16 protein-coding genes and 2 pseudogenes are annotated in these 23,634 nt (G+C 52.1%); 6 read left to right on the top strand and 12 right to left on the bottom strand.

Annotated elements, in window-relative coordinates:
- Positions 1-558: 558 nt before the first annotated feature.
- Positions 559-4,863, top strand: coding sequence for a DUF4832 domain-containing protein (locus MYS68_RS37275; RefSeq protein ID WP_248930570.1), 4,305 nt, complete (start codon positions 559-561; stop codon positions 4,861-4,863).
- A gap of 113 nt (positions 4,864-4,976) precedes the next feature.
- Here the strand turns inward: MYS68_RS37275 and MYS68_RS37270 are convergent, their stop codons facing one another.
- Both MYS68_RS37270 and MYS68_RS37265 read right to left on the bottom strand, forming a co-directional pair.
- The gene (locus tag MYS68_RS37270; RefSeq protein ID WP_248930569.1) at positions 4,977-5,993 is read right to left on the bottom strand and encodes a LacI family DNA-binding transcriptional regulator; all 1,017 of its coding nucleotides are present in this window, start codon (positions 5,991-5,993) and stop codon (positions 4,977-4,979) included.
- Positions 5,994-6,034: 41 nt separating this feature from the next.
- Entirely contained in the window at positions 6,035-7,609 is a 1,575-nt protein-coding gene (locus tag MYS68_RS37265) for a glycoside hydrolase family 31 protein (RefSeq protein ID WP_248930568.1), read from the bottom strand.
- Between the two features lie 103 nt (positions 7,610-7,712).
- On the opposite strand from MYS68_RS37265, the pseudogene MYS68_RS37260 reads away from it, so the two are divergent.
- Positions 7,713-7,953 (top strand): annotated as a pseudogene (locus MYS68_RS37260) (spore germination protein); the annotation flags it as partial.
- A 234-nt stretch (positions 7,954-8,187) separates the two neighbouring features.
- On the opposite strand, the gene MYS68_RS37255 reads toward MYS68_RS37260, so the two are convergent.
- Both MYS68_RS37255 and MYS68_RS37250 read right to left on the bottom strand, forming a co-directional pair.
- A complete protein-coding gene (locus MYS68_RS37255; RefSeq protein ID WP_248931147.1) occupies positions 8,188-8,349 on the bottom strand; it encodes a group II intron maturase-specific domain-containing protein in 162 nt (53 codons plus the stop codon).
- A gap of 420 nt (positions 8,350-8,769) precedes the next feature.
- On the bottom strand, positions 8,770-9,675 hold the full coding sequence (locus MYS68_RS37250) for a TetR/AcrR family transcriptional regulator (protein WP_248930566.1): 906 nt from the start codon (positions 9,673-9,675) through the stop codon (positions 8,770-8,772).
- 140 nt (positions 9,676-9,815) lie between these two features.
- Between MYS68_RS37250 and MYS68_RS38995 the strand changes: the two are divergent.
- The 4 genes and pseudogenes from MYS68_RS38995 to MYS68_RS37230 form a co-directional block, all read left to right on the top strand.
- Positions 9,816-9,953: pseudogene (locus MYS68_RS38995) on the top strand (MATE family efflux transporter); the annotation flags it as partial.
- 24 nt (positions 9,954-9,977) lie between these two features.
- Positions 9,978-11,420: a DHA2 family efflux MFS transporter permease subunit gene (locus MYS68_RS37240; protein ID WP_248930565.1), complete on the top strand. Its 1,443-nt coding sequence runs from the start codon at positions 9,978-9,980 to the stop codon at positions 11,418-11,420.
- Positions 11,421-11,786: 366 nt separating this feature from the next.
- The gene (locus MYS68_RS37235) at positions 11,787-13,133 is read left to right on the top strand and encodes a cytochrome ubiquinol oxidase subunit I (RefSeq protein WP_248930564.1); all 1,347 of its coding nucleotides are present in this window, start codon (positions 11,787-11,789) and stop codon (positions 13,131-13,133) included.
- Positions 13,130-14,146 carry a cytochrome d ubiquinol oxidase subunit II gene (locus MYS68_RS37230; RefSeq protein ID WP_248930563.1) on the top strand — a complete coding sequence of 339 codons (1,017 nt, stop codon included), beginning with the start codon at positions 13,130-13,132 and terminating at the stop codon, positions 14,144-14,146. The genes MYS68_RS37235 and MYS68_RS37230 overlap by 4 nt, the downstream gene beginning before the upstream one ends.
- 21 nt (positions 14,147-14,167) lie before the next feature.
- Here the strand turns inward: MYS68_RS37230 and MYS68_RS37225 are convergent, their stop codons facing one another.
- The 8 genes from MYS68_RS37225 to MYS68_RS37190 all read right to left on the bottom strand — a co-directional run bounded on the left by MYS68_RS37225 (position 14,168) and on the right by MYS68_RS37190 (position 23,320).
- Positions 14,168-15,469, bottom strand: a complete 1,302-nt coding sequence (locus tag MYS68_RS37225; RefSeq protein ID WP_248930562.1) for a diguanylate cyclase domain-containing protein — start codon at positions 15,467-15,469, stop codon at positions 14,168-14,170.
- Positions 15,470-15,496: 27 nt separating this feature from the next.
- A complete protein-coding gene (locus MYS68_RS37220) occupies positions 15,497-17,557 on the bottom strand; it encodes a bifunctional diguanylate cyclase/phosphodiesterase (protein ID WP_248930561.1) in 2,061 nt (686 codons plus the stop codon).
- Positions 17,558-17,567: 10 nt separating this feature from the next.
- Positions 17,568-17,810, bottom strand: coding sequence for a hypothetical protein (locus MYS68_RS37215; RefSeq protein ID WP_248930560.1), 243 nt, complete (start codon positions 17,808-17,810; stop codon positions 17,568-17,570).
- Between the two features lie 37 nt (positions 17,811-17,847).
- A complete protein-coding gene (locus MYS68_RS37210) occupies positions 17,848-19,608 on the bottom strand; it encodes a methyl-accepting chemotaxis protein (RefSeq protein WP_248930559.1) in 1,761 nt (586 codons plus the stop codon).
- Between the two features lie 26 nt (positions 19,609-19,634).
- Positions 19,635-20,615: a BMP family lipoprotein gene (locus tag MYS68_RS37205; protein ID WP_248930558.1), complete on the bottom strand. Its 981-nt coding sequence runs from the start codon at positions 20,613-20,615 to the stop codon at positions 19,635-19,637.
- 98 nt (positions 20,616-20,713) lie between these two features.
- The gene (locus tag MYS68_RS37200; protein ID WP_248930557.1) at positions 20,714-21,598 is read right to left on the bottom strand and encodes a hypothetical protein; all 885 of its coding nucleotides are present in this window, start codon (positions 21,596-21,598) and stop codon (positions 20,714-20,716) included.
- Positions 21,598-21,981, bottom strand: coding sequence for a response regulator (locus MYS68_RS37195; RefSeq protein ID WP_248930556.1), 384 nt, complete (start codon positions 21,979-21,981; stop codon positions 21,598-21,600). Before MYS68_RS37195 ends, MYS68_RS37200 begins: the two co-directional genes overlap by 1 nt.
- 256 nt (positions 21,982-22,237) lie before the next feature.
- Complete coding sequence (locus tag MYS68_RS37190; RefSeq protein WP_248930555.1) at positions 22,238-23,320, bottom strand: Gfo/Idh/MocA family protein; 1,083 nt, start codon at positions 23,318-23,320, stop codon at positions 22,238-22,240.
- Between the last annotated feature and the right edge of the window lie 314 nt (positions 23,321-23,634).

Here is a 23,634-nt window from a genome sequence, read left to right as displayed (position 1 = left end):
CTGCCTTAGAACATCAATACGATAACACGGCTTATTCTGAAAATGAACTCCCGATCCCGAAATGCCCGAACCGGAATCGGGAACGCAGCCCCCCCAAATCCGACAAGCCCGACCATGATGAATCCGCTGCGCGGATCGCCTTCATAACGTTTTCCCAACGCGACCGCAAAGGTTTGGAAGTAAGCAATAATTTGCGCAACTTTATCCAAAAATTATTTTATCATATGCGGCTTCCATATGCACCCAAAATCGAAAACAACGTTCGCCACAAACCGAAATATTTCATGCGAAGTGCTGGCTGTCAGGCGTAAATACGTGAACTTTTTTCCTTGACCATTACACTGAACCATTCTATAATATGAAAATAGTTGCGCAACTATTTGACTCATTCTCTGTTTACCCCCTTCCACTCCATATCCAGCTCCCACTCGTTTCAGCAGTCGCACCCGGTCTTGTCCAGCCATCTCAATAACTTTGAAAGGAGGTTTTTTGATAACGCCTTCATATCTTGCCTTATCGCAGTAAACCCCAAAAATTGAAAATGGATGGAGGTTTTTTATGTTACGCAAAAGTGCATTGTCTCTCTTGCTTATCGTCGCCCTCTTGTATGTCATCGTCCCGTTCGGCTCAGCATCCGCCGCCACCCTCTCCTATACGGGAGATTTCGCGACTGCATTTCCGAATCCCGAACGCGGATATCATAACCGCTATGAAATCATCGACGACCCTGGCGTCAACGACTATGCCAGTTCCGCGACGAGCATCGCCGGCTTCAATCCGGATATGCTCGACCGAACCTTCGCCCGCGCCAAGGCGGACGGGGACACCCTCATTCATAGCTATATCCATCTCGACAAGTACAAAAATACCGATCCACTCCCCCAAGCGCTGCTGGACAACTTGGCGTCCGGGCTAGCCGCGATCCGCGCCGCAGGCTTGAAGATCGTCCTGCGTCCCGCGTACGCTTGGTCCGACTCCCCGTCCGTCCCCGAGAGCCGCATCCTCGGCCATATACAGCAGTTGGATGCCGTCATTGCCGCCAACGCGGATGTGGTCAATCACCTCGAAGCCGGTTATCTTGGCCCTTGGGGAGAATGGCACACGAGCCAATACACCGATCCGTTTAATCGCACCGAAGCCGACACCCGTTACCGGATCATCCAGAAAATTTTGAGCACGACTCCGGCTTCGATTCCAGTTGTGATCCGTTACCCCATCTTCATCAAAGAAGTGACGGAACTTCCCGCGCCTTCAGGCTCAACCGCCCTTACGCAACAGGACAAAGACCGGATCGGCTTCCATAACGACTGCTTCTTGTCCGACAGCGCCGATATGGGCACCTACGACAATAACTCTTGGATGGGCTGGTACTATGTCGAAGAGAAGAAACAATGGATGTACGACATGGCGACGGCTTCCGGCGCCAACAAAATGGTCGGTGGGGAAACGTGCGACTCCGCGGGCTCCAACGACGCCGCCGGCGTTAATGTACAAAGAGAAATGAGCAAGCTGCATTTCACCGAAATCAACGAAGACTACGCGCCGGTGAATCTGAACATATGGAAAGCCGCCAATCTGGACGCTTCCGGCAACGATCCGGCCGAAACCGCCTTTACGCGCATCAAGCGGAAGCTCGGATACCGCTTGCGAATGGTCGATGCGACTTTTCCGACTTCGGCGAGTCCTGGCGCGGGCTTCACCTTCTCCGCGCACCTGAGCAACGACGGATACGCCGGCATCATCAAGCCCAGGCCCGCATTCCTCGTGTTCGACAACGGTACGCAGCGATACGATGTGCCGCTGTCCGGCCTGGACCCGCGGCAATGGGTCAGCGGCACGGTTAACGTACCGCCGCAGACAGTCGCATTGCCTGCCAATATGACGGCCGGCACCTACAAGCTGGCCTTCTGGCTGCCGGATAACGCCCCCGGCTTGCGTTCGCGCCCGGAATATTCCGTGCGTCTTGCGAATACCGGCATGTGGGACGCCGCGAAAGGCTACAACGTCTTATCGAACGCCGTGACGGTCGGCACGCCGACGATACCCGCCGCTCCGACGAATTTGACTGCGACGGCCGGCAATGGCCAGACGACGCTCTCATGGAAGGAATCATCCGGTGCGGCGAGCTATTCCGTGTTCCGTTCGACGACGAGCGGATCGGGGTACGCCCAAATCGCCGGCAACATTGCCGGTACAAGTTATGTGGACACCGGGCTGAACAACGGCACGACGTATTATTACGTGGTGACGGCCGTCAATTCAGCCGGCAGCAGCAGCAGCTCCAATCAAGCATCCGCTACACCTAACAATAACGTGACGGTTCCCTCCGCTCCCACCGGTTTAACAGCGACGGCTGGCAATGCGCAGGTGGCGCTGACTTGGAAGGCGTCTGCCGGCGCGACAAGCTATACCGTGCTGAGATCGACGACGAACGGCTCGGGTTATTCCGCGATCGCCGACAATGTGGGCGATACAGCTTATTCCGACGCCGGAGTGACAAACGGCACGACTTACTATTACGTTGTGCAGGCGGTCAATTCGGCCGGCAGCAGCGGCATTTCCGCGCAGGCGAGCGCAACGCCTTCGGCTCCCGCGACGGCGGTCACGATCGACTCATTCCCGAGTCAGGCGAACTTCGCCGCGAAAATCAACGACCTGAATCAAACGATCAGTTGGTCGATGGACAGCATTTACTACGGTTCGGACACGTCCGGCAATCTGGTCATGAACTCCAGTTCGGCCGGCCAATATTTGCAGGAAAACGTCAATCAAAGCTTGGCGGGTTTGCAAAATTTAATCATCAGAGCCCGCGACTGGGGCGAGACCGATACGGAGCAGCATTGGAACGTCGTGCTGAACGACGGAACCGACCATACCGTCGGTCCGCTCTCCGCCTACGGCAACATCAACGGCAGCTATGTGGACTTGTCCATTCCGCTAGCGAGCTTTGGCGCCAACCTTGCGAATACGAAATACATCCGCATCGTTCATAAAGACGCGACCTATGCCGTGCTGCTAATCGATGCGATCAAGACCGACGGGCCAGCCGGTGGCGGGGGAGGCGGCGATACGCAAGCGCCGACGGCTCCGTCCAACGTGAACGGTGCCGCCTCAAGCACGTGGATCCATTTGTCATGGACTGCCTCCACCGATAACCGCGGCGTCACCGGCTACGATGTTTATCGCGGCGGTTCGCTCATCGGCTCTTCGACAAGCAACGGTTTCCTGGATACGGGACTGGCGCCAAATACGGCTTATACTTACACCGTGAAAGCGAAAGACGCCGCCGGCAACGTTTCACCCGCCAGCGCGCCGGCGACGATTACGACGCTCGCTCCCGACACGACCGGCGATCTTCCGACGGTGCCGGGAGGCCTGCCGGTTAACCCTTACCCGTCCCAGACGCCGGACAGCTCTTTGACCGTACATGCGCTGGCGAAAGGAACCGATCCGGTAACGAATCCGCTTAAAGGCTTCGCCATCTGGTTTTATCCCGGCGACCGCGCCGACAAAACGACGATGCAATACGGCGGCATCAACAACTCGGTCGAATGGCGTTACTTCGGCCTGGGTGAGCTGATGACCGGCATGAACACGTTCGAGTGGGAACCGATGGAGGCGGCATTGGACGAAGTCGCTTCCCACGGCAAACAGCTGGCGCTGCGCGTCGCTTCGTGCCAATCGTTTTCCAGCAAAGATTATCCCGACTTTCTGTCCGGGCAAATCCGCAATGGCTGCATCTTGAATTATGATTCTCCGACCGTCAAGCAGGCGTTCCAAAACTTCATCGCCGCTTTCGGCGCCAAGTATGACGGAGATCCGCGCATCGCTTTTATTACGATGGGGCTCGTCGGTTATTGGGGCGAGTGGCATACGTGGCCGAACGACGGCAGCAACGGGACCGAGAACTGGATGATTTCCGATGCCGGCGCCAACGTGCTGATGGACGCGTACAATGCGGCTTTCCGTAAGACGCCGGTCGAAAACCGCTATCCGCGATCGGGCGGAGGCACGCATCTGACTTCGCTGTCGCGCATCGGCTATCACGACGACTCCTTTGCGTACAAAGAGAACGACCCGAATCTCGGCAAGGTCGGTAGCATGACGCTGCCGCTGTCCATGGGCGGCAAAACGGACGCACAGCTGACGCAAGCGTTGCTTTACGGCGCCGAGAACAAATGGGTAACCGGCAGCTTCGGCGGCGAAGTGCGGCCGGAAGTCCAAGGCAATTTGTTCGATCCCGCTTCCGCCACCAAAGACGACGCATTGGCCGATATCGAGATGACGCATGACACCTGGATGATTTGCCAAAACTGCAAATACAACAAGAACGACCCGAATGAAGTGGCGGCATGGCAAAAGATGGGTTACAACTTCTACGCGTCGAACGCCTATTTCAACAACACGGTATCCGGCAGCTTCAAAGTCGGCGTGCAAATCGTGAATACGGGTGTGGCGCCGTTCTACTATGATCCGGATATGTATCCGGTCGAACTCGCGCTTAAGGACGGCTCCGGCAGCATCGTGAAGACTTGGACGACGAACTGGGATTTGCGCAAAATCATGCCGTTGCAAATTCGCGCGTTCCCGGACTGGAACGTCCCGGGTAATCCGACCTATGTCAACTTCGGCACGCCGCAATATTTTGATGCCACGGTGAGTGCCGCCGGGGTGACGCCCGGTTCCTATCAGCTCGCGATGCATATCTACAATCCGCTGTGGAAAATCAAAGAAGCCGACGTTCGCGCCAAAGGCCACATGCCGAGTTATCTTCCTTGGAACAATCCTTTGCCGATCCTGTTCGCGAACCAAAGCCAGGGAGCAGACGGCTGGCTCGGTCTGGGAACGATTGCGATCCAATAACGTTTCAACATGATGAGGCTCCCCGAATCGGCTATCGCCGAAGGGGAGCCTCCTTGTCGCTATCGATTGTCCACTGCAATGAATGCCGGTTTGCTTTGCAGAGTGACACGTTATTATCCATTGACGGACACGGGAGCGCACGACTCGCGCTCGATCAGTTCCGTCTTCAGGCTGATGTTGACTTCGGAAATCGTCTTGTTCGTAATGAGCTCGGTCAGCATAGTGACGATAAGTCCGCTGATGTCGTAACGGAATCGTCTGACGGTCGTCAGAGGCGGCATCATATATTCGGACAGCTTAAGATCGTCGAATCCGATAAGGGAAATGTCCTTGGGAATTTTCAGCTCCAGTTCGGCTAATGCCTTCATAGCGCCGAAGGCCATCATATCGTTAAAGGCAAACAGCGCGGTAATCCCGCTCCGCTGCCCGATCAACTGCTTGGCTGCTTGATAGCCGTGCGACGGGTCAAACGCCCCCGACCGAACGTGCCGATTGTTCCAAGCGAGGCCCAAATCGCGGAAGGCGTCCTTGCAGCCGTCCAGCCGATTCAAGCTGACGAGGTGGTCTTCCGGCCCCGCGATCAAGCCGATTGTCCGATGACCGAGGCGATACAAATACTGTATGACCTCATAAGCCCCCTTGCGATTATCGTAATCGATATAGTTTTGGACCCGGTCATACCTCCTGCCGTTCGTCACGAGATAAGGAATCCCCCGACTCACAAGCTCGTCGACCAGCTTGTCTTCGACGAACGGATCGAATACGATCGCAGCGTCGATCTTGTTGTCCGACAGCAGTCGATAAGCGGAGCCGGACGTCTGGGTACCGCACGAATGGGTCGCCAACAGAAACCGGTGACCGTGCGATTCGAATTCTTCCTTGAGATGGCTTAAATCCGCTGAAGAGGCGGGGTCGTTGTCCACGAAATCGTGAACTTCCGGCACGAATACGGCAATGGTGTACGAAAGGCCGGCGATCTTGGCAGGCATAACGCCCGGTTTCAAATATTCTTTGGCGATATCCATCACCTTGCGGCGCGTATCCTCGCTGAAATTTCCCTGGTTGTTGATGATACGGGATACGGTACTGATCGAGACGTTAGCTTTGGCAGCAATGTCCTTCAGCTTCATATAAGCATCTCCCTTCCGGCAAAAACCGATACACTCTCATTCTAAAATTTGCGCAAAAAGGAGTCAAACGGATTTTCCTTGCGATACCAAGGAAGCCTGGAGAGCGGGGCTGCAACGGACACGGTACAAGGGCCCGTTATCCGGCTTCCGTCTTCGCCACGCCACGTGCCTTCCGGAAAACGGATCAGCCGTTCCGACGCGCCTTTCTCCAGTACCGGAGCGACCAATATCGATGAGCCGAGCATGAACTGGTCCTTGACGATCTCCCAGCCGTCATCCGGAAACTCAAAAGCCATCGGCCTCAGCATCGGCTCTCCTGCCGTTGCCGCGGCCCCGGCCAGCCGGATGATTTCCGGTCCCATGGCGACCCGCAAACGAACCGCATCCTTGCAATAGCCCAAATGCTCCTCGTCCAGCACATTCCAGGGAGCGGTAGAAAACTGCATCATCGGAAACAGTGCGGCGCATTGCGCATAACGGACGAACAGCTCCGCATCGAACGGCGTCGTCCGCAAGTCTCCATCCCAGCCCCCTCCGATCATGTCCGGACAATTAAACGGGTAGCCCGTCAGACCTTGGGCGATCGCGTTCGGAATGAGCGCTTTCAGGCCGTCTTCCCCCCACGAGTGCGGTTTATCGCGCAGCCGCTGCATGAGCGGAGCGCCTCCCGCTTTCCAGCTGGCGCGATATTCGCTGAGCGGGTAATGAAGACCTAACCGGCTGTAAGCCGCGCAATCCTCGTTTGGAATGCCGGAGCCGCGCCAACGATACCCGGTCGCCCAAACGCCCGCATCATTTTCGGATGGATCGCCGGCATCGAATTTGAAGCCGTCGACGCCGTAGCGGGACACCAGTTCATCCAGCTTGCCCTTGAACCACTCGAAAGCAGGAGGGTACGTATAATCAAGCACCGCGCTGCAGCCGTTCCACCAGCGGCGAAGCGCCATCCGGCCCTCATTGTCCTGCACGAGAAGTCCTTGTTTATCCAGCTCCCTTGCCGTTTGACTGTCGGGACTTACGTAAGGGCAAACCCAAAGCATCACTTTGAAACCCAAATCGTGAAGCGTATCGAGCATTCGCTTGGGATCCGGAAAACGTTCGGCATGAAATTCCCAGGTGCCATAATCCTTCATCCAGTTATCGTCGATAATCAGAACGCCCGGTGGAAAACCGTTCCGTAATATCTCCATCGCGTAAGCAATCGTTTTTTCCTGTGTCGGCTCATAGTGCATTTCCATCCATGTGCAATATTGGGGTGCCGTGAATGCGATCGGATCGGGCATGCGGCCTTGCGCGGGAAAATGCTTCCGAGATGCTTGACGATAGGCACCCGGCAAATTAATAAAACCTTCAGAAGGCTGAACAATCTCTTCGTCGGATTTTACCGACAAGATTCCGGAGCGAAACGCAAAAGAAAAAGGCCGATCCAGCCATAGAAATCGGCCGCGGTTCGATACAAGGAAAGGCGCGCCCGAGTTTTCCAGCAAGTTCGTTAAATCTATCGCGACGGCATCTTCGGCTTGGCCATAGGGCATTCGCGTCCCGTCGTGCACGGCGCCGCCCCACCAAACCTCACCGGGCAACAGCTCGATCTCCACGTTTTTTTTCAATGACATCCACACTCGCTTTCGAATGCAAATTTTTGCGCAACATTTTTATCATTTTAAAATTTTTTGCCCGATTCGTCAATAACATTCCACTCGCTGCGGAAACTCCTTCATGCGCCATTGGGAGGATCGCAGCGTGACCGAGACTACGGCACAGTCCGTCGTACGCGGACCCAAAGAAGCATTCACGGAAAATCTCCGGACCAATACCGCATTGCTGCGACGGAGAATCAAAGACCCGCAGTTGTGGTCGGAAAGCAAATCGCTAGGCAAATATACGAAAACCGCCGTTGTCATTATGTATATTCATGGTTTAGCCAACGACAAAAATCGTAGAGGAAGTCCGCTCGCGTCCAGTGTCTCCCGACACACTTCAAGATACGGCCCTGCTCTTGAATAAGGGATAGCCGTTCTGCTTGAAATACCGTGTTTAAATGGTCACCACCTGAAAATAACTGGGCGCAAAAGAAAGAAGAGGGGCTCCCCCTCTTCACCGATTCGCTATATTTACTGGAATCCATCGTCTCGTTTGAACGGATGCCTCCACAGCCGCGAGCACTTCCTGATTGGCTACCCCATCATCGACGTCAACCGGAACCGGGGTATCGTTGGAGGCGGTTAAACAATTTTCTTACATGAGTCTTACGGAAGTAGTTACCCCATCCCCGTATGACAGGGTTTATGGAGTCGATGATTTGGAAGGTAGTGAGCGGTATGCGTCTGTGCGTTCGAACTCTAATGATATCCATGAACGATTTGATTGATTTGTCCTTGGGATAGGCATAAATATTTGTTCTGGGTTTCTTCTTCACCTTTTCGCATCCCTTATTGCCCTTGCGGCTTCCGCCTGCGTTTTGCAGAGAACCACCCAATCGTCGGCGAAACGCGTCAATCGGTACCCTCTCCCCGTCATTTCATGGTCGAACCGATATCTCCAAATTGGTTGGATTTCCGCCGACCCAGTTATACATATACATCGCCACAGCAAAAAGAAGCAGACCGCAAACGATAAACGGACGCCTGCCGAACCGGTCCAAGAGACCTAGACTCCATTTTTGAAATCTTTTCACCGTGGCTGAATTCCACTCGCAACAAATAGTAACTGCCAAATGTTTCGACAGAGTGTTTTTTCAAAGAATCTCCGTACTGGGAAAACGGACTCTATTTCGTCACGGATTCAGGTCCACAGGACAGAACCCTAGCTTTTTTAATGTATCCATGTAAATTACCAATTCATCAGTATTCATAATGCTTTTTATATTCATTAAAGATTTTAAACAACTTGAGATTACGGCTTTCCGCGGATTCTCAGACATTGCTTCATTCTGCACAAATTGTAACAAATCAAGGGCGTGCTGCCTATTATCGTTATTTGCAGGAAGTTTCTCAATTAATTTCTTTAAATTCCCAGCACTTAACATAAGGTCATTATAAGGGAAATCTACTTGTCCTATACTAAGTAAAGACTGTTCAAACTCTTCAATATTAAATAGCCGTATTCGCTTATGTTTGAGTAATGAAAGTACTTCATCTACCAGACTAAAACAATAATTGCAAATTTCAATCATAGGTTTTGGTTGGATTTGAACATTATTTATTTCGTTGGCATTATGCAGAATCCCCGTTAAAAAAATTGTAGCATCAGCAATATAATCTCGATATTCTGGGTAAATCTGCTTCATCCTTGTGAAGAACCAATATGCCCATTGTTGCCTAATCTGTTTTAAGAAAGCAATAATTTCATTATCGTTGGATACTAAAGCATCCATGAGCAATGCATCTACTTTTTTTTCTACGCGATAGTTCATCATAACTTCTAACTGACGAATAAAGATATCTTTGTTCGTTTCATCCTGTCCGATTAAAAGTTGATCGCGATCCACATACATTTTTTCTTCGGAATATACAAGTACATCCCTGAATAGTTCTCCTTTTGTTTGAAAGTGTTTATAAAAAGTTCCTCTTGAAATATTGGTTTGGTCAAGAATGTCCTGGATCGATGTGGCATGATAACCTTGTTCAATAAAAAGACGGAGAGCCGTAATTAATATATCGGATTTTTTCACCTGCATCATTATCATCCTTTCTGTTAACATTATACACCACATACTATATGTTTAAATGTATATTCCGAGTATATTTAGTGATTGATTTTTTGGTCATTCAAGTATAATATAGACCCAGTAAACTATGAGTTTAAATATATACTCAAGGTATAAACGGAGAGGAGCTGTATAAAACACCAGTCGCAAAAACCGTAGCTCATTTCGCTGTACCGATGATGCTAGGCACTGCAATGAGTGTCATTTATTCTATTTTGAATGCTTATTTTCTTGGCACCCTTAACAATACAAGAAGATAATAGGAGGAAACCAACATGGAGAAAGAACAGTCACTTCCAACGTTTAAGCGGACTGTACTTGTGGTAGTTATGCTTGCAGGTGCTTTTATCACCATGTTAAATCAGACGCTACTCAATACCGCTTTGCCACAAATCATGAAGGATCTATCCATTTCCGCCAATACAGCTCAGTGGTTAACGACCGGGTTCATGCTTGTCACCGGGGTATTGATTCCGGTTTCTGCTTTTCTAATAGAAAAATTTTCGACAAGAAGACTGTTTATTACTGCCATGTGCCTGTTTGCGTCCGGGACATTGATGGCTGCTCTTGCACCAAACTTTCCTGTTTTATTATTCGGGAGGATTCTACAGGCGGTAAGTGACGGGCTCATGCTTCCGTTAATGCAAACGATCTTTTTAATGATTTTTCCTGTTAAGCAACGTGGGTCAGCAATGGGTATGGTGGGACTGGTAATGGCTTTTGCTCCTGCGATTGGACCGACACTTTCCGGTTGGGTTGTCGGTAACTTTTCATGGCGAGCCCTCTTTTATATGATTTTCCCAATTGCTGTACTTATAATCATGTTTGCTTCGTTTATGCTTGAAAATGTTACCAAAATAACCCGTCCAAAAATTGATATTATGTCTATTATTTTGTCATCCCTTGGATTTGGAGGATTGTTGTACGGCTTCAGCAGCGCAGGTAATCATGCCTGGAACAGTTCAGAAGTGGTCATTGCTTTGATTGCCGGTACGGTCGCAATTGGTTTGTTTATTTGGCGGCAGCTGGCTGTTGAAAAACCGATGCTTGAGTTCAGAGTGTTAAAAAACTGGACCTTCTCATTGACCTTATTTATCGGTATGGTTGTTATGGTGACGATGATCGGCGTAGAGCTTTTTCTTCCGCTTTATATACAAACGGCAAGAGGCTTTACACCGCTTGAATCGGGTTTGCTCCTGTTACCCGGTGCGATTGTGATGGGGATTATGTCGCCGATTACCGGGAGGATCTTTGATAAGATCGGAGCACGACCGTTGGCTCTTATTGGTTCGGTTATCTTAGTAGGTATGACGTTCTTGTTCGGTAACATGACCGCTTCAACGCCATACTTCTATATGATGGTCATTTACGCCATACGAATGTTCGGAATATCTCTTATGATGATGCCAGTCATGACGGCTGGATTAAACCAACTGCCTGACCATTTGATTCCACATGGAACCGCGATAAGTAACACGTTGACGCAAATGGCCGCTTCTGTTGGAGCAGCCTTGCTGGTTACGGTTATGACGAACAATACAGCGGCTGCCGTGCAGCAAAAACTTCCCAATCCAATGATTCATGGGGTCTCAGCTGCCTTTACGTTCTCCACCGTTCTGGCATTCTTTGCTTTAGTATTATCATTCTTTATAAAACCGATGAAAATATCACAGAAAGAAGTTACACAAGACGAAGGCGGTTCTGCTACTGAAAGCTAAACCGGGTCTGCGCGCTGCCAAGCGCACAAAAGTCCGCGAACTTCGCGGACTTTTTAGCATTTATATTACTCATCTTTGTTATACTAGCTTAATAAAGCTGAATTGATTGGACCGCCTAATGGCGGTTTTTTTGATAACTTTTGTATGCGAATTTATGTATATTTATTTATTTTCTCATTAATTGTGAAAATATTTCTCATCAATTATGAAAAAATTATTTCTAATTATGACAACACACACCTCGACACCACTCCGTCAAAAATCTTTCACCACCCCATCACAATTGCTGTGAAAAAAATCACATACAATACTGTAAAATAATACATAGATCAACCGCATAGTATCCTTGAGAAGGAGTTGATTGCGATGCTGCCTTACGATCCCGTTCTGTACAGCCGCATTCTGACCGGAGTGACCTTGGGGTTTCACATCATTTTCGCGACGATCGGCGTCGGCGTGCCGGTGATGATTGCCATTGCCGAGTGGCTCGGCATTCGCCGCAAAGATCCTTATTACACGCTGATGGCCCGGCGCTGGGCGCGCGGCTTCGTTATTACCGTCGCGGTCGGCGTCGTGACCGGTACGGCAATTGGGCTGCAGCTCAGCCTGCTGTGGCCCAGCTTCATGCAAATCGCCGGACAGGCTATCGCGCTGCCGCTGTTTATGGAGACGTTCGCCTTTTTCTTCGAGGCGATCTTTCTCGGCATTTATCTTTATACGTGGGACCGGTTCCGGAATCCTTGGGTGCATTTCGCCTTCGTCATCCCGGTTGTGCTCGGGTCTTCGGCATCGGCCTTCTTCATTACGGCGGTCAACGCCTTCATGAATACGCCGCAGGGCTTTGAGCTGGCCGGGCGCACGATCATCAACATCGACCCGATCAAGGCGATGTTTAACCCGGCTACGCCGACGAAGACGGCCCACGTGCTCTCGTCCGCATATATGACCAGCGCGTTCGTGCTGGCGTCGATTGCCGCTTTTGCGATACTGGGAGGCCGGAAGCATCCTTATTATAAAAAAGCGCTCAAGCTCACGATGATCGCAGCGCTCGTGTTTTCCGCACTGACCGCTTTCATCGGCGACTTGTCCGGCAAGTTTCTGGCGAAGTACCAGCCGGAGAAGCTTGCGGCAGCCGAGTGGCATTTTGAAACGACGGAGCAAGCTCCGCTCATATTAGGCGGCGTGCTCGGTCCGAACAACGAGGTCCGCTACGCGATCAAAATTCCGTACGCGCTCAGCATTTTGGCGCACGGCGACCCGAATGCGACCGTGCAGGGCCTGAACGAATTTGATCCTGATAAGCTGCCGCCGCTGCGCACGCATTACTTTTTCGACGCGATGGTCGTTATCGGCGGATTTCTTCTGGTATTATCTCTCTTCTTCTGGCTCAGTATCCGTAAAACAGGACGTTTCGCCCATAACCGTCTGATTTTGCGCTGCATCGTCGCTGCCGGACCACTCGCCATGCTGGCGATCGAATGCGGCTGGATTTTCACCGAAGTCGGCCGCCAGCCGTGGATACTGCGCGGCTACATGACGACGCAGGCCGGCGCGACGACCTCCGATCACGTTGACGTGATGCTGCTGCTGTTCTCGGCGTTATACGCGATTCTTGCTGCGACTTCGATCAGCGTGCTCGGCAAAATGTTCCGGCGCAACACGGCGGAACAGGAGCTGATCGCCAGAGGCATCGAAAGGGGGCCGCGCACATGAATTACGAGCTGCTCGGCATCAGCGTGCTTTGGATTTTTTTGTACGGCTATTTGATTGTCGCCTCCATCGATTTCGGGGCAGGCTTCTTCAGCTTTTACAGCATGCTGACGAAGGAGCGCCATCTGATTCACGGCGTGATTGAACGCTATTTGTCGCCCGTATGGGAAGTGACGAACGTGTTTTTGATCTTTTTCTTCGTCGGGATGGTCGGCTTTTTTCCGGATACGGCTTATTATTTGGGCACGACGCTGCTCATTCCGGGCAGCATCGCGATCATTCTGATCGCGCTCCGCGGCTCGTATTACGCCTTCAGCACCTACGGCGCCAAGGACAACAAGCTGTATATGTTCGTGTACGGCGCAAGCGGTCTGCTCATTCCCGCCTCCCTGTCCATGGTGCTGACCATCTCCGAAGGCGGCTTTATCGAAGAGAAAGCCGGCAAGCTGACGCTGCTGTACGACAAACTGCTTGCCAGTCCGTATGCCTGGTCCGTCGTACTGCTTGCGATCGTCAGCATTTTGTACATTTCGGCCGTGTTCCTTACGTTTTACGCGGACCGTGCAAGAGACTTTGCGGCGCTTCAGGTTGTACGCAAATATGCCTTCGCCTGGAGCGTGCCGACGATCTTAAGCAGCCTGCTCGTATTTTTCTCGATCCATCGGCATAACCCGGACCATTTTGCAAAAATGATGGATCTTGCCTGGATGTTTGTGCTTTCGTTTCTCTGCTTCCTCGGCGCGATCCGGCTCATTTGGCAGGGGCGGCGCTACGGAACGGCATTTGTGCTGGTGATGCTGCAGTTTGCTCTCGCTTTTTTCGGATACGGGGCCGCACATTTGCCTTATATCGTATATCCGTTTGTGACGATTCACGAGAGCATTACCAGTCCGACGATGGCGCTGGCGCTGGTAATGGCCTTCATAGCCGGACTTTTGCTGCTTATTCCATCGCTCGTCCTGCTCATGCGCCTGTTCCTGTTCGATGCCGATTATGTGCAGGGGAAAAAGAAATGAATCGCCAATCGGCGCGATTCGTTAGCTGCCTCCGTACAGGCGATACCCGTTTTTTCCAGACTCTTTTATCAGGTACATCGCCTTATCCGCATGATTCAAAAGCGTGTCTACGTCCTCGCCGTCTTCAGGATAAACGGCGATCCCTATGCTGGGCGTAACTTTCAGCAGCTGGCTGTTATAGGAAATCGGCATTCCGAGCGACTGCACGAGGCTTTCGGCAAGCCGCACAATATCGTCGGTACCGCCCGCGTCGCATAGCAGAATCGTGAATTCGTCGCCGCCCATGCGGGCTACCGTATCCTTCATGCCTACCGATTGCTTCAGCTTCACCCCGACCTCATGCAGGACGTAATCGCCGGCGGCGTGGCCATATGTATCGTTAATGTGCTTAAATCCATCCAAATCGATCCAGAATACGCCGAACCTTTGACCGTTCGACGATGCCGAAACCATAACCTCCGTCAATCGTTCCTGAAATTGGCGGCGGTTCGGCAATGCGGTAAGGGCATCGTGGAAAGCCATGAAATTGATCATTTCGAGCGCCTGTTTATGTGAGGTAACATCTTTGGCTATGCAGTAAATCCCGACAATTTCTTGATCGACGACGATAGGCAGCAGCTTAACGTTCAGGTCCACCCGGTTTCCCCTCACATCGACAAGCGCGGAATCGAAGTGCTGAACCCCGGCCAACCTCACCTCACGGAAGTGCTTCTCGAAACGATGGCGCTCCTCGGGATGGATGTGCTCCAGAAGCGGCCTTCCCATGAGCTCCGTGCAGGAAGAACCGGTCATCGACTGGGCGGCGGGATTCGCATCCGTGACCCGGCCATTCAAATCCAGCGAAAGCGTGGCATCCGAATTTTGCTCGAACAGCGATTTGAAGCGTTGTTCGCTTTCTCTCAATTTCCTTTCGGCCATCTTCCGGGCGGTAATATCCCGAATGATGCAAGCGTAGGAAATGATGGAACCGCCACGGTCTTTTATCGGAGTAACCGTTTCGCTGGCGCTAAAAACGGCGCCGTTCTTCCGTTTCCTTACGGCTTCCTGCTGGCCTACATTCCACTGGTGCTCCCGGAGATTTTTCTGAAAAAAGGCCCAATCATCTTCGCGTACGATCGGCAGAGTCATACCCAAAACCTCCGATTGTTCCCAACCGAAGACGGTCACAAACGTACCGTTTACATAAATTACCTTATTTTGCAAATCACAAACGATGAAAGCAACGGTCGCATTATTCGTGAGTGCTTCCACCATGCCTCGAGCAAGCTCAAGCTCGTCATCGCGGTCCGTATCGGCGTTTTTTTTCTCGAACGATTTTGCCAAGATAATACCCCCTTTGTCCTGTCCATCCTACTGCCGGGCAACCTCAATCTGCTCCTTAGTAAGCCAGCTCGCGATTTCACCCGCTTTTAACGCAGGGCTGAACAGATATCCTTGGGCAATATCGCACTGCCAGGAGCGGCAGAGCCGGAGCTGCTCTTCCTTTTCCACGCCCTCGGCGACCACGGTCATTTGCAAACTGTGGGCCAATGTGACCATGGCCGACGCAATGGCTGCATCATCCTCGCTTTTGGTAATATCACGAATAAAAGCTTGATCGATTTTCAATGTATCCACCGGAAACTTCTTAATGTAGCTGAAAGAGGAGTACCCCGTGCCGAAATCGTCGATAGACAAATACAGCCCCAGCCGTTTCAACCCATCCAGCGTGCGAATGACCGAGGCTTCGTTGAACATCGCAACGCTTTCGGTGATTTCCAGCTCCAAATATTGCGCATCCAGTTCGGTTTCCTTCAGCGTCCTGCGGACGGTTTCGACCAAATCCTGCTGCTGAAACTGCAGCACCGACAAATTGACGGATACCCGGATATGCGGCAGCCCCAGTTGCTGCCATATTTTATTTTGCCGGCAAGCTTCGCGCAGCACCAGGCAGCCGATCGGCACGATGAGGCCGGTTTCCTCGGCCAGCGGGATAAAGCGGGTGGGGGATACGAGCCCAAGCTCCGGATGATTCCAGCGAATAAGCGCCTCTACCCCGTGAATGCGGCCGTTATGAAGGTCGATCTGAGGCTGGTACCAGAGCTCCAATTCTCCGAGCTCAAGCGCGCGGCGCAGCTTGCTCTCCATCTCCAGCTTTTCCAGCACGACTTCGTTCATCTCCGGCAAATAAAATTGATATTTGTTCGATCCGAGTTTCTTCGCGCGGTACATCGCCATATCGGCGAATTTGATCAGCGTCTCTCCGTCCTCCGAATCGATCGGATACAGGCTGATTCCCATGCTCGCCGTGACGTACAGCTCGCGGCCCTCGACCCGGTAAGGAAGCGACAAAGTTTTTGTCAATTGCCCGCATAACCTTCCCAGTTCCTGCGTGCTGCGAACATTGGAAACAAGAATCATAAATTCATCTCCGCCCAAACGGAAAGCTGTGCCCGAATCTCCGAGCAGCGGAGTTACGCGTTCCGCGAATGCCTGCAGCAGCAAATCTCCGGCCGCATGTCCGAGCGAGTCGTTTACATTTTTAAAGCGGTCGAGATCGACATACAGCAAAGCGAACTTCTCCTGATTGCGCTTCGCTCCCGCCAGTTCAAGCTCCAGCCTGTTTCTGAACATAAGCCGGTTCGGCAGCCGGGTCAGCGGATCGAAATAGATGACATCCTCAAGCTGACATACCATCTTGGAAAAAGCGCGGCTCAAGTCGCCGATCTCATCTTTGGCCGGATGTTCCTCCACCTTGGCGAGCCCCCCGCCTGCCACCGCTTGGGCTTGCAGCGCAAGCGTTTTTAAAGGTTTCGTGATATGCTGAGTCAGCCGCTCGTTCGAGACGTAGGCACGCCAAACGAGAAGAATTACGCCAAAGGAGCAGAGCCAGATAATGAGCCTGATTTCCGATTCCAATGTGGAGTTATGGTTCTCATACAGTTCGTTTACCCGCTTCTGGAGAAAATAAAGATCGTTGAGAAACCCGAGAGTTCGTATCGATTGACGGTTTGCTTCCATACTATCCCGCGTAGCCAAGGCAACGAGGGACGATGAATGAAGCTGCGACCACTTCCGTTCGATCGATGCGAGAACCGTCTGAATGTCCCCGTCCGCCGGCGGGGATATTTGCTGTGACACGATCAGGCGCTCCAGCGCACTCTTTAATTGGCCGAGCACTTGAGTGCTCCGCTCGAGCTGCTTCTTCACTTCGATTTCGCTGCCGTAGGTCGCGTTGGACGAATAGTGGCTCAGCGCTTGCCGCGTAAGCGCGATGGAGGCCTCAAGCTTCTGAACGGCGACAAGCGCGCTGACATTATCCTTATCCGACGCTTGCATCTCGAGCATTTTGATCAAAATAAACCCGATCAATAAGGTGGCAATAATTATGGTGAACACCGAATGAAACATTAACTTCGCACGCAATTTCATAAAACTCCCCTCACCGTTCATCGGTTTCCGCCGAAATTCCTTGCAGAAAAGGTGCGGTAAGACGATCCCATACCTGTTGTTCCTCAGGTGAGAAGGGAGCCAGGCGAAGCGAAGCCAGACCGACGCCGTTATCCCTAAGTCCGAGCTTAATGTGTTTCTGCTTGAAGGAACCGTCCTGCACGTAATTCTGTATGGCGCCATATATAGGCCCAGCATCCAAATGCTTCAACACGGAGGTCAAAATGGCGTTCATGCATCCTGATTTCCCTTTGCTGCGCAAGATCGTCCGATTACAGCGAAGCTGCCCTTGCAAAACGAAGCGGAGGCTTCTTCCCTTTATGCCCGGTTAGCCCGTCTCCTCCGGTTGCCGAATCATCCGGGCTTTTGTCCGACTTGGTTTCCTCCAGCGTAAATTGCTCCAATGTCATGGACAGCTTGTCGGATACTTCGCGCAGCACCTTGACTTTATCGCCGATCGAAAGGAAGGCCGTAAGCTGCTCGGAAGTGGATGCGGATATTTCCTCGCTTGCCGCTGCCGATTGCTCGGTGACGGCACTGATGCTTTCAACCGAGCGAAGCACCTGTTCGCTCTTTTCCACGGAATCGTGCATCCGCTCCGTCAGTTCGCGCAGTTGCTCGGCGATTTGCGCAACCTTGCCGCGAATGCTTTCGAACGCATCGCCTGTCGTGCTCACGGCCTGCTCCTGCAGCCTGGTCATCTCCAAATTGTCCTGCATCGTCATGACAACCTGCTCGATACCGCCGGCCACATTCTCCAGTATCGTCATCATCCTATTCGCTGTTAAAGAGGATTGCCCGGAGAGCTTTTTCACTTCCTGGGCGACTACAGCGAAGCCTTTGCCGGCTTCCCCGGCGCGTGCCGCCTCGATTCCGGCATTGAGCGCGAGCAGGTTCGTTTGAGAAGCCACCTCCGAAACGTACCCTACCATTTGGCGTATATCGCCGATCGAGTCGGACAGCTGCCTCACCGCTTCCTCCATCCGGCGAATGGCTTTCATGTTCTGTTCCATAATGCCGCGCTGCGTCTCGATGGCTTCCGTTCCTCTCCCGATCGCTACTACGGCTTCCTCTCCGTATTCCCCGGATTGCAGCGAGCCCTCCAGGTTGATCTGGAAGCTGCGCTTCAGCTCGTCCATATGCGAAACGGCTTGCTGCAAATCTTCCGCTACGGCTTGTCCGCCGGAAGCCATCTCGTCCGTGGAAACGGCGATTTGCTTCGAAATGTCGGACAGCACGGCATTTTCCTTCTCAAGCTCATGGGACAACCGGTCCACCCGCTCGCCGACCTGCTGGGCGGTGCCGACGATGCCGCGCAAATTCACCATCATCGTCGCGAACGCCCGCGTCAACTCGCCAACCTCATCCTTGTTGCGGCTTTCCTCGATGCTCACAAAAAGCTGCCCAGCGGCAATCGCATTTGTATGGCGGCTCAGCCTCTTGATCGGCTGAACGATCCGCCACGTCGTTATGTAGTTAAATAATCCGGCGATCAGGAACAGCGCAGCACCGCCGATCAGGGAGAAAACGTACACATTGCGGATCTTGGCGTCAATTTGCTCGGTCAAGCTTTGCTGAAACTCGGCCGACAGCACGGTGAGCATATGAACCACGTTCAAAACGCCGAGAATCCGCACCGATTGGCGCTTGATCTCCGCCGCATTGCGATCGCTGAGCGCCTTGCTTCCCTCCAGCGACACCGATTTGAATTTATCCTGCGCCTCATCCAGCATGCTGCGGTAAGACGGGATCGTCACCTTCCCCAGCATGTCGGTCAATCTGGAATCCGCTTTATGCAGCCTGCTGAGCGCTTCCGTCTTGTTGGCTTCCGTCATGTTGCTGGAGGCATTAGCCAGCGAAAGCTGGGAAAGAATCAACTCGGTCTTCAGCTGCTGGCTTTCGGTCATAAGCTCGATAATTTGCCGGTTCGACGCTTGCAGTCCGGAAACGTTCAGCACGACATAAACTAACACCGCCAGAAGCATAAGCAGCGAGATCATCGTATTGATCATCAGCTTCATTTGCAGTTTCATGGTTCGTCGCCTCCTCTGAAATGGGTTTATTGAATTCCGCCGGACAGCATTTGCTGCTTCAACGTCTCGAGCCGCTGCTCTTCCTGCTGCGTCATCGGCAAAACCCGGATCGGCGCCAAGCCGACGCCGTTCTCCTTTAAGCCGAACTGAAGTTGCCGCTGCGGGAACTTTTGCTGCTCCTTAAACGTTTTGACGGCGGAGTAAATGGAGACATCCACATTTTTCAGCATGGAAGTGAGAACCGCTTTTTCCGCCAAAAAAAACTGATCGGAGTCGACGCCAATGGCAAGTTTGCCGCGTTTCTGCGCTTCCTGCAGGGCGCCTGTCCCAGTAAAGCCGGCAGCGGCATAAACGATATCGGCCTTGCCCTGCTCGAACATGCGCCCGGCAATTTGCGCGCCAAGCTCGGCCTTGCCGAAGTCTCCGGCGAATTCGGAGATCACCCCGGCATTCGGATTCGCGGCTTTTACCCCGGCAATAAACCCTTTTTCGAATTTGCGGATAATCGGAACGTCCATGCCGCCAATAAATCCGACTACATTCGACGTCGTCTTCATCCCGGCGACGAGTCCGGCAAGATAGCTGCCCTCGTCTTCCTTGAATGTGAGCGAAACGATATTGGGCAGATCGGAAACTTCGTCGATGAGCAGAAACGTTTTGTCCGGATACGTTTTCGCTATTTTTTCCAGACTGTCTTTAACCATAAATCCGAGGCCGATCACCACATCGTTTCCTTCTTCCACAAGCTCCTTCAAACCTTGGTCGTACGTCTTGGAAGCTGCAAGCTCCCGGTAATCGAAAAAAATATCAAAATCCTCCTGGGCTTTGAGCAATCCCGCAAAAGCCGCATCGCTGAACGACTGGTCGCCGAGACCGACGTCGGACAGCATGATGCCGATCTTTAACCGCTGCTTCTCCGGTGCAGCCGCTCCGTTTTGCAGCGAGCATCCGCTTAATAACAGCGCCATCCCTAAAACGAACGTCCAAATCATCCGAATCGGTTTCATTTCCGATAATACCTCCGTTTGCCATTGGTTTGTCGTTGATTGGCGAAAGCATGCTGCAGCGCGAGATTACGAGGCTGTACTGATCCGAAAGCGCCCTATCATGCGGGCACTGATACAATTAGTTCAAACGACCCCGCAGGCAAATAGACCGTGATGAAACAAGTCGATTGCAAATCGGGCAATGGCGCTTGCTCCATTACTTTCTGAGGCGTCAGTCCGAGCTCGATGCCTTGCTCAGACATGTTGATGAGGAATAACCCATTGTGCAGGTTGAGAAACTCGCCGACGGAAGCCAATGCCAATTCGTCCGCCGCTTCAACCGGTTCTTCCGCAAACCGGGAGGCAACGTGCAGAAGTATATCCGTTTTCAGGGAAAATCCGGTCGTCAGTCGGATAGGGCCTGTAACCTCTTGCGACACAAGCCACTCGCATTCATAACCTGCAGGAATCCGGTTCATCTCCATGAACACCTGAGGTTCGATGAAACGGATCATATTTTTGATAAAAAGTGTTAGATATGGAGCATATGCAGAGGTGTTCATAGAAGGGTCGGCCTGCAAAACAGCCGATACCAGCGCATCGATATCGCCGTTTTGAACGGCGGAGAACTGCTCGTCGGATAAAAAGTAATCCGTCTTAAACTGCTTCAGCGCCTCGGAGAATTGCTCCAAGTTCAGTGCCTCCTGATCGATCAAGGCTTGTCCGAGCAAGAGATGGCTTTCCTTCTGCGCCGAAAGCAAGCTTTGAAGCTGCTCTTCCGTCATATACCCGAGGCCGACCGCAATTTCCCCGAAGCGCCGGTCCGTTTTCATTTGCTGCCGATGGACCTCTTCCGCTTGAGCGGCCGTCATGTAACCCGCATTGACAGAGAGCACCCCTAATTTGACATGAGTGATTTGCATCTGCTCAAGCGCCTTTTGCAAAGCCGAAGGGCCAACCCATCCCCGGTTCAATAAATAATGTCCGAAATACTGGGTAAACATTAAACCAACTCCCGTTCTTTCAACACTTTGCTTAATACGCCGGCAATCATTTCAGCGGCGACGGGCTTTTGCACAAAATCATAGGCTCCATATTTCAGAGCTTCGAGCAAATTCGCCTGCGTGCCGGCGGAGGAGGCCATAACCACTTTGGCGGACGGATCGAATTCCCTGATTTCTTTGAGCGCCTCGATCCCGGTTTTTACCGGCATGACTATATCCATAAACACGACATCGGGACGATGTTCCTTGTACTGCTGCACCCCTTGCTCCCCGTTTTCCGCAAATAAAATGAGCGAATTTCCATTCAACTCGACAAGCGTCTTCAGCTTCGCGCGAATCAAAGCGGAATCGTCGCATATTAACACTTTTATCATGTCATTCATCGTTCCACGGCTCCTTTTGTAATGAAATATGATTTCATGCCTAGAAGATTTAACAAATTTAAGTCTACCGGCACTTGTCTAGAATGATAATTGTCGATTGTTAGTAATAATCAATAACAATGTTAAGTTTTCTTGGATAAATTTTGTAGAAAAATAAAAACGCAAAAATCCCCTGCCTTTAAATAAGACAGGGGATAAATTTGCAGCACTTTCCTATTGTCATTGTGGTCCCGTGAAAAAGGTTAAGCCCGTTACTTTAATCGAAATATACGGCTTTGCCGGTTTTCGCGGATTCGTAGATCGCTTCGAGAATTTCCGATACGACGCATGCCTGCTCCGGCGTAACGACAGGATCTTTGTCCTGCTCGATCGCTTCGATCCACAATCTCATCTCGGTATCCTGCGCGCTCTCGCGTTTGCCGTCGTAGAAATCGACGCCTTTCGCGTCCAGCTGAATCGTGTTCATGTACAGGCGGCTGTGTTTCTCGCCGTTGATGCGAAGGCCGTCCCACATATCGGCGCCGCCTTCCGTGCCGCACAGCGTACATTTCGCTTCGCCCGTCTGCAGCGTATTCAGCGCCCAGCTCGATTCGAGCACGATGGTTGCGCCGTTTTGCATCGTGATCATCCCGAACGCGGAATCTTCCACCGTAAACTTTTTCGGATCCCACGGGCCCCAAGCGTTGGCGGCATTTTCACGGCTCGCCAGCTTGTGGTACGACGTGCCGAGCACAGCTTTCGGTTTGTAGTTGTCCATCATCCAGAGCGTCAGATCCAGCGCATGCGTGCCGATATCGATGAGCGGACCGCCGCCTTGCTTCTCTTCATCCAAAAACACGCCCCACGTCGGCACGGCACGGCGGCGAATGGCGTGAGCTTTCGCAAAATAAATTTCTCCGAGATCGCCATCCTCGCACACCTGTTTCAAATAAAGGCTGTCCGCGCGGAACCGGTTGTTGTAGCCGATCGTCAGCTTTTTGCCGGAACGCTTGGCCGCTTCCACCATCCGGCGGGCGTCCGCCGCGGTTTTCGCCATCGGCTTCTCGCACATGACGTGTTTGCCCGCATCCAGCGCGGCAATCGTAATTTCCGCATGAGAGTCGTTCGGCGTGCAAACATGCACGATTTCGATGGAACCGTCTTCAAGAATTTCCCGGTAATTGGAGGTTACCCGCGCGCCTTCGGCGCCGTATTTGCCGGCTGCCTCTCTCGCCCGGTCTTCCACGATATCGCAAAACGCGACCATTTGAACGTTAGGGAGCTTGGCCAGGCTGGGCATATGTTTGCCGTTTGCGATACCGCCGCAGCCGATAATGCCGATTTTGAATGTTCTGGACATGCTAACAATTCCTCCTTCGGAGATCATCAATGCTATCTGAGCTATCCATAAGTATAGTGAAGTTTTGTATAAAAAGATATTTCAAATCTGGCGCATCTTATATGCGATTTTGCCATTACCGTAATCTTTGCAAAATGCGGCAAATTCATGCATGGGGAAACTATGGGCGCAGCATGAAAAATCGGTCGACATATTTCGCCCGACAAATTTCCCGGGAAATTTAGCAAGCCTCTCTACTACGGGGAACCAAGTTCCCCGCAGCCTGCTTTGCTTCGCAAAACCCAAAGCGCTCGGACATGATGTCGTTCGGGTAG

The organism is Paenibacillus hamazuiensis, from assembly GCF_023276405.1.
Taxonomy (GTDB): domain Bacteria; phylum Bacillota; class Bacilli; order Paenibacillales; family NBRC-103111; genus Paenibacillus_AF; species Paenibacillus_AF hamazuiensis.
Note: the sequence above shows the minus strand (reverse complement) of the source record. Positions and strands in the feature narration are given on the sequence as shown.

What these genes read in the sequence shown, in the direction of transcription:
- MYS68_RS37255 (WP_248931147.1), bottom strand. Translation starts at nt 8,349, where the DNA reads ATGGATATCATTAGAGTTCGAACGCACAGACGCATACCGCTCACTACC.
- MYS68_RS37250 (WP_248930566.1), bottom strand. Translation starts at nt 9,675, where the DNA reads ATGATGCAGGTGAAAAAATCCGATATATTAATTACGGCTCTCCGTCTT.
- MYS68_RS37205 (WP_248930558.1), bottom strand. Translation starts at nt 20,615, where the DNA reads ATGAAACCGATTCGGATGATTTGGACGTTCGTTTTAGGGATGGCGCTG.
- MYS68_RS37265 (WP_248930568.1), bottom strand. Translation starts at nt 7,609, where the DNA reads ATGTCATTGAAAAAAAACGTGGAGATCGAGCTGTTGCCCGGTGAGGTT.
- MYS68_RS37215 (WP_248930560.1), bottom strand. Translation starts at nt 17,810, where the DNA reads ATGAACGCCATTTTGACCTCCGTGTTGAAGCATTTGGATGCTGGGCCT.
- MYS68_RS37210 (WP_248930559.1), bottom strand. Translation starts at nt 19,608, where the DNA reads ATGAAACTGCAAATGAAGCTGATGATCAATACGATGATCTCGCTGCTT.
- MYS68_RS37200 (WP_248930557.1), bottom strand. Translation starts at nt 21,598, where the DNA reads ATGTTTACCCAGTATTTCGGACATTATTTATTGAACCGGGGATGGGTT.
- MYS68_RS37190 (WP_248930555.1), bottom strand. Translation starts at nt 23,320, where the DNA reads ATGTCCAGAACATTCAAAATCGGCATTATCGGCTGCGGCGGTATCGCA.
- MYS68_RS37220 (WP_248930561.1), bottom strand. Translation starts at nt 17,557, where the DNA reads ATGAAATTGCGTGCGAAGTTAATGTTTCATTCGGTGTTCACCATAATT.
- MYS68_RS37240 (WP_248930565.1), top strand. Translation starts at nt 9,978, where the DNA reads ATGGAGAAAGAACAGTCACTTCCAACGTTTAAGCGGACTGTACTTGTG.
- MYS68_RS37275 (WP_248930570.1), top strand. Translation starts at nt 559, where the DNA reads ATGTTACGCAAAAGTGCATTGTCTCTCTTGCTTATCGTCGCCCTCTTG.
- MYS68_RS37230 (WP_248930563.1), top strand. Translation starts at nt 13,130, where the DNA reads ATGAATTACGAGCTGCTCGGCATCAGCGTGCTTTGGATTTTTTTGTAC.
- MYS68_RS37195 (WP_248930556.1), bottom strand. Translation starts at nt 21,981, where the DNA reads ATGAATGACATGATAAAAGTGTTAATATGCGACGATTCCGCTTTGATT.
- MYS68_RS37235 (WP_248930564.1), top strand. Translation starts at nt 11,787, where the DNA reads ATGCTGCCTTACGATCCCGTTCTGTACAGCCGCATTCTGACCGGAGTG.
- MYS68_RS37270 (WP_248930569.1), bottom strand. Translation starts at nt 5,993, where the DNA reads ATGAAGCTGAAGGACATTGCTGCCAAAGCTAACGTCTCGATCAGTACC.